This is a genomic window from Asticcacaulis sp. (assembly GCF_027484505.1).
In the GTDB taxonomy this organism is placed as follows: Bacteria; Pseudomonadota; Alphaproteobacteria; order Caulobacterales; family Caulobacteraceae; genus Asticcacaulis.
In genome coordinates this window covers 1-5,208 of the sequence record NZ_JAIXSV010000109.1, presented here as the reverse complement: position 1 = coordinate 5,208, position 5,208 = coordinate 1, and the positions used below count along the sequence as shown (strand labels likewise).

General features: G+C 58.4%; 5 protein-coding genes and 1 rRNA gene. 3 read left to right on the top strand and 3 right to left on the bottom strand.

Annotation, left to right across the window (positions count from 1 at the left end):
- The 3 genes from Q0072_RS06725 to Q0072_RS06715 all read right to left on the bottom strand — a co-directional run.
- Positions 1-91, bottom strand: a 16S ribosomal RNA gene (locus Q0072_RS06725); the annotation flags it as partial.
- A 551-nt stretch (positions 92-642) separates the two neighbouring features.
- Entirely contained in the window at positions 643-1,074 is a 432-nt protein-coding gene (locus Q0072_RS06720) for a CBS domain-containing protein (RefSeq protein WP_298327506.1), read from the bottom strand.
- Between the two features lie 499 nt (positions 1,075-1,573).
- The gene (locus Q0072_RS06715; RefSeq protein WP_298327503.1) at positions 1,574-2,143 is read right to left on the bottom strand and encodes a rhomboid family intramembrane serine protease; all 570 of its coding nucleotides are present in this window, start codon (positions 2,141-2,143) and stop codon (positions 1,574-1,576) included.
- A 282-nt stretch (positions 2,144-2,425) separates the two neighbouring features.
- On the opposite strand from Q0072_RS06715, the gene hfaA reads away from it, so the two are divergent.
- Genes hfaA through hfaD form a run of 3 tightly spaced genes read left to right on the top strand, consistent with a single transcriptional unit; the run spans position 2,426 to position 5,103 of the window.
- Complete coding sequence (gene hfaA / locus Q0072_RS06710; protein ID WP_290799561.1) at positions 2,426-2,878, top strand: holdfast anchoring protein HfaA; 453 nt, start codon at positions 2,426-2,428, stop codon at positions 2,876-2,878.
- Positions 2,868-3,902 (top strand): holdfast anchoring protein HfaB, encoded by a 1,035-nt coding sequence (hfaB, locus tag Q0072_RS06705; RefSeq protein ID WP_013478052.1) that lies wholly within the window; start codon positions 2,868-2,870, stop codon positions 3,900-3,902. The genes hfaA and hfaB overlap by 11 nt, the downstream gene beginning before the upstream one ends.
- Positions 3,829-5,103: a holdfast anchor protein HfaD gene (gene hfaD / locus Q0072_RS06700; RefSeq protein ID WP_298327497.1), complete on the top strand. Its 1,275-nt coding sequence runs from the start codon at positions 3,829-3,831 to the stop codon at positions 5,101-5,103. The genes hfaB and hfaD overlap by 74 nt, the downstream gene beginning before the upstream one ends.
- The last annotated feature ends 105 nt before the right edge of the window (positions 5,104-5,208 follow it).

Below are 5,208 nucleotides of genomic sequence, written 5' to 3'. Positions count from 1 at the left end.
TCCGCCACTAAGTCCGAAGACTTCGTTCGACTTGCATGTGTTAGGCCTGCCGCCAGCGTTCGCTCTGAGCCAGGATCAAACTCTCAAGTTGAGACTTCTCTCTGCTGCTCTTCGCTCTTTGCTCACCAAGCCCCTAAAGGCTCAGTAATCACTGCGTAGTTCTGCGTTCATATTAACGAGTTCCCACATGACCATCGAAGCCTAAACCCCGACAGCCAAATGGTTGTCTATTAAAAGAGACCGCTTGCAACAGTAGTCGTCATAGACCACCGCCGCCTGCGTTTCCCTTCCCCAGTATACAATGTCAAAGACCTAACCCGCCGAAGCGGAGGGCGGCTTTTAAAGGAGCCGCTAAACCGTGTCAACCGATTTTTTTCTTTTTCCACAACCGCTTAACCGGTCATTTTAAAGACAACAAGACCACCCAGACCATCTTTGCGAGATGGCCGTGCAGGCCCTGAAGAATCGGAAGGTGCGGAACATATCGCTGCTTTGACGAATTGGCAAGTCTGTTTTTCAACCGGCTTGTTTCGTCGGCGGCGCGTCCCGTCGAGAGGGCGGCTTATAGACAAACCGCCCGGCGGGACGCAACCCCTAAATTCACAAAAATGGATTCTATCCCCGTTACGTGGTTTTTGCCTGTTAGCCGGCCGTAATATAGGCCTTGAGCGTCTGAGCCTCATGTTCGGCCTGAGCGATCTTCGCCTTGACCAGATCCCCTATAGAGACGATGCCCGTCAGCTTGGGGCCTTCCATCACCGGCAGGTGGCGGATACGGCGGTCGGTCATGCGCTCAAGCAGAGAGTCCACGGTTTCGCCCAGACGCGCCACGATCACGTCTGCCGTCATAATGTCTTTGACCTGCATATCGAGCGCCAAAGCCCCCTTTTGCGCCAAAGCCCCTATGATGTCGCGTTCGGAGACAATGCCGGCGACACGCCCCAGACGGTCGGCGACCACAAAGGCCCCGACCTTGCGCGTGTGCAGAAGGGCGGATACCGCGGCGACTGTATCTTCGGGGGATACGGTGAAGACCTGATGCCCTTTGGCGTTTAGAAGCTGATTGATCAGCATAGGCTCTCTCCCTTTATAGCCGGACCTCCCGTTGTCCGGCGCAAGAGAGCAGGGTTATGCGAAGACGTTAAGAGGGCAAGGCCTTAATTTGACCCTCTTGTCAATTTTGCGTGAGACGTCTCTTTACGGGAAATTTAGAGCGGAATGATTTCTCTTAAAATCATTCCGCGCAAGCCGCCATTGCGGCGGCGGCCAAGGTGGCGGAGCCCGCACCCGGCGAGGGGCTAAACAAAAAGCGGGATCATTATGTTTCTACCGGAAATCATAATGATCCAGGCTGCGGTGACGAATTAACGTTTGCGATCTTCCTCCTCCCCATATCATGGGGAGGTGCCGAGTTTACGAGGCGGAGGGGTATTTTCACGGACGATTATACCCCTCCGTCAGCGTCGCTTCGCTCGCTGCCCATCGCTTGCGAAAGCTATACTCTCGCTACGCTACACCCCACTTCGTAGGGAGGAGAAAAGAACCGCGTTAAATCTTAAATTGTCACAACGGCCTAGAGGCTGAAAAAACGGGGCCGGAACAGGCGCATCCACACACCTATGGTCAGAAGGCCAATCGCGTAGCCGATCAGATGCACTTCCCAGGCAATGGTGCCGGCGGCCGGAATGATGCTGATAAAGGCCGACAGGATATTGATAGCCGTCCACGCGATGGTCATCCCCATCACCCGGCGGTCAGTGAAGGGCAGCATATAGCCGGGGCCGATGCGGATGGCGGCCCCCATCAGGCCTGAAATGGCACCGGACGCGCCGATCAGGAGGACGTTACGATCCGGGAAGATCGCGCAATAGACCACCCCGGCCAGAACACCGCAGAACAGGTAGTATATATAGAAGAGTGCCGCACCACCGATACGTGTGCCAAAAACGCGCGCCACGCCGCTGGCGAAGGCCAGCCCCAGGGCGGCATTCATACCGGCGTGTACCCAGCTCCCGTGCAGGAACAAGGTGGTGAACAGGGCGTAGACCGTGTCGTACTTCCACAAAAGGCGCGGGTTCAGGCCCAGCATGTAGACCAGATCGCCGTTTGTATCGAATTGAGATTGCAGGGCGAACAGTGCCAAAATGAGCCCGCTGAGGACTACGGCTGGCCAGGGTGCCGTAAAAAACGGCTCTTTTGTCGTCTCATTCATACGCAACCCTTATGCGGCCAAAGCGTCCATCGTCTGGTTGAGCCGCGAATATAGGGCCGCAAAGCGCTTTGCGAAGCCCTTAATCCCTGATTTTGAAACCCTTTAGCGATTTTTAAGACAAAATATACCCAATTTTTAAGGTTCGCGGTCACAGTGGCATCCGATTTGCTTTTCGCCTCTCAAGTGAAGGCGTAAGCCTGACAGGAGCCCAACATGGCGTTTTACAAGATAGCCGCAGCCACCGCAGGCCTCGTCGTCCTCACCGGGGCCCCGGCCCTGGCGCAGACCATGAGCACGACCTCGACCGGTTTTGAGACCGGCTATGGCCGTACCCGCGGTCAGGAAGAGCGTGCCATCGACCCTTCGACGCGTGATGCCAATGGCAACCGTGTGCTGCTGGATGGCGTCATCGTCACCGGCGGCGACCAGAGTATCTATTCCAAGTCGATGACCTATGGCGCGGGCGACAGCTACTCCGGCGCCGGTGCCGTGGGTGGGGCCACCGCCATCGGTAACAACCTCTCGGTTGTCGTCAACGGCAACTACAACACCGTCATCGTCAATTCGACCCAGACCAACAACGGCAACGTCACGGCCACCAATGGCAATCAAACCGCCACCGGTGCCACTGGCACGGACATTACAGGAAATCTCAATGGCTTCTGATACGAAGAAATCGTCGCGCCGCGTGCGTCGTGGCCTCAGCCTGATCGCTCTGGCGGCAGGCGCCATGACCTTGTCGGCCTGTGTGTCGCCGGTCGCCGGTCCGTCGGGCGTCTATGCCAAGCCGATCGGCAATGCCCCGGTGACGGCCAACCCGACCGCCTATTCGGACGCTCTGGTCTGCCTCGGCTCCTATGCCCGCAAGCATAGCCTCGCTTCGCCGCGCATGGCGGTCGGCCGTATTTCGGACTACACCGGCAAGGTGGAATACGAAGGGGGCCGCAAGATCACCCAGGGCGCCTCACTGATGGCTATGACCGCTCTGGCCAAGTCCGGCGCGCGTCAGGTCGAGCGTTTCGACACGTCGGTGTCGGAACTGGAGCTGAAGTACACCAACAACAAGCTGATCACCGACAATGAGGTCGCCAACCCGACCGAAGCCGGCGAATACCGCCGCATCATGGCAGGTCAGATCGCCGGTTCCGACTTCCACATCGTGGGCGGCATCACCGAGCTGAACTACAATATCCGCTCGTCAGGTATCGACGCCTATGTCGGCGACGCCGACGCCCGCGATACCAAGGGCATCGTCAATGGCCGCCTCTATGTGATGAATGTCGCGCTGGACCTGCGTCTGGTCGATACGCGCACGCTGGAAGTGGTGGACGTCATTTCTTACCAGAAGCAGATCATCGGCCGCGAGATCAAGGCCGGCGTGTTCGACTTCTTCAACGGCAACATCTTCGACGTTTCGGCGGGCGAAGGCGGGCTTGAACCCATGCAACTGGCGGTGCGTGCCCTGATTGAACGCGCCACGCTGGAATTCATGGCCAACCTCTATGGGGTGCAAGGCCCCGAAATCTGCCTGAACCCCAAGGACGACTTCCTCAACGACGCCACGCTGGGCAAGACCGGCGGCTACACCCCGGCCTATAACAATCTGGAGACCAACAATGCGGGTACGCGCGAAGATCCTAGCCGTTGGCACAATACTCGCAACCGCAACTCTGGCGACGGCCGCTACTAGTCAGACCACGGCCCCGGCTTCGGGCGGGCTCGACATTACCAATGATCAGGTGCAGACCGGCGACATCTTCTCCGGTCAGACCCTGAACGTGGTGGAAAACTACGACCTTCTGAAGGTCGAGACGTCGGGCCACGGCAATGCGGTGACGGTTGGCAATGAGCAGGTCGATGCGAAGCTGACGTCTGTTCAGGTGCTTCAGGGTAATGTCACGGCCACGGCTACGGTCAACGGCACGGCCGCTCCGGAAGATTACCGCAAGTCGCTGGGCACGCCGCTGTATATGACGACGCAGGCCGTCGGCAATTACGGCGCGGGCACGACCACGGACGGCAAGCTGGTGGCCAACACCCAGCAGTATGTCGATGCGGTCAATGTCCACGCCGATACGCAGGTCAATTCACCCAACAACTCCATCTATGAGTCGGGTGAGATCAATACGGTCGCGGTCACCAACCATCAGGCCTATCAGGTGACGAACGGCCGTCTGGAATCGACCGCGCATCAGCAGTCGGACGCCGAAGCCCGGGCCCGCACCGGCGTGGTGTTGCACTATTCGCCGTCACCGAACCTGTACACCGCCTCGGCGATGAACAACTACTACGCTTCGAACTCAACCGATCGCGGCTCGCAGGAGCATACGGTCACGCAGGATTCGAGCGGACGCACGGAATCCTACGTTTCGGCCAATGCAGGCAATGCCTGGCACATGGCCACGCAGTCGGATGCCGCCGCCAATACGGTGACGCTCTATAATACGGGCGGTTCGCTGGTCACCGACACGCGTCAGGCCAATGGCGGTCAGGTGCAGTCGATGAGCGTTCTGAGCGGCTATGAATATGGTGAGATGCACTCCACCGCGACCGGCGTGGGCAACAGCCTGACCGCGGGTAACGGCGACAAGTACGTCAATATCAATACCGAGCAGTTCAACGGCGGTCCGATCGACGTGCAGGCCAGCTTCGAAGGCCATACGGGTTACGACGCCTATGTCACCGCCGAAGCGACGGGCAACTCGGCCTATGCCTATGCCTGCGCCGAATGCGAAGCGGACATGACGGTGCGCAACTCTCAGGTCAACAATGCCAATGTGTCGGCTTCGACGACGACCACTATCGGCGGATCGGGCCGGGCCATCGTTTCGACCAGCCGCGCCATCGGTAATACGGCGACCTATTACGTGTCGGGTAACGGTAAGAACTAGGCTGTGGTGACGAATTAAGGTTTGCAGCCTCCCTCCTCCCCATTTTATGGGGAGGTGCCGAGTTTACGAGGCGGAGGGGTATCTTACGGACGGTAATACCCCTCC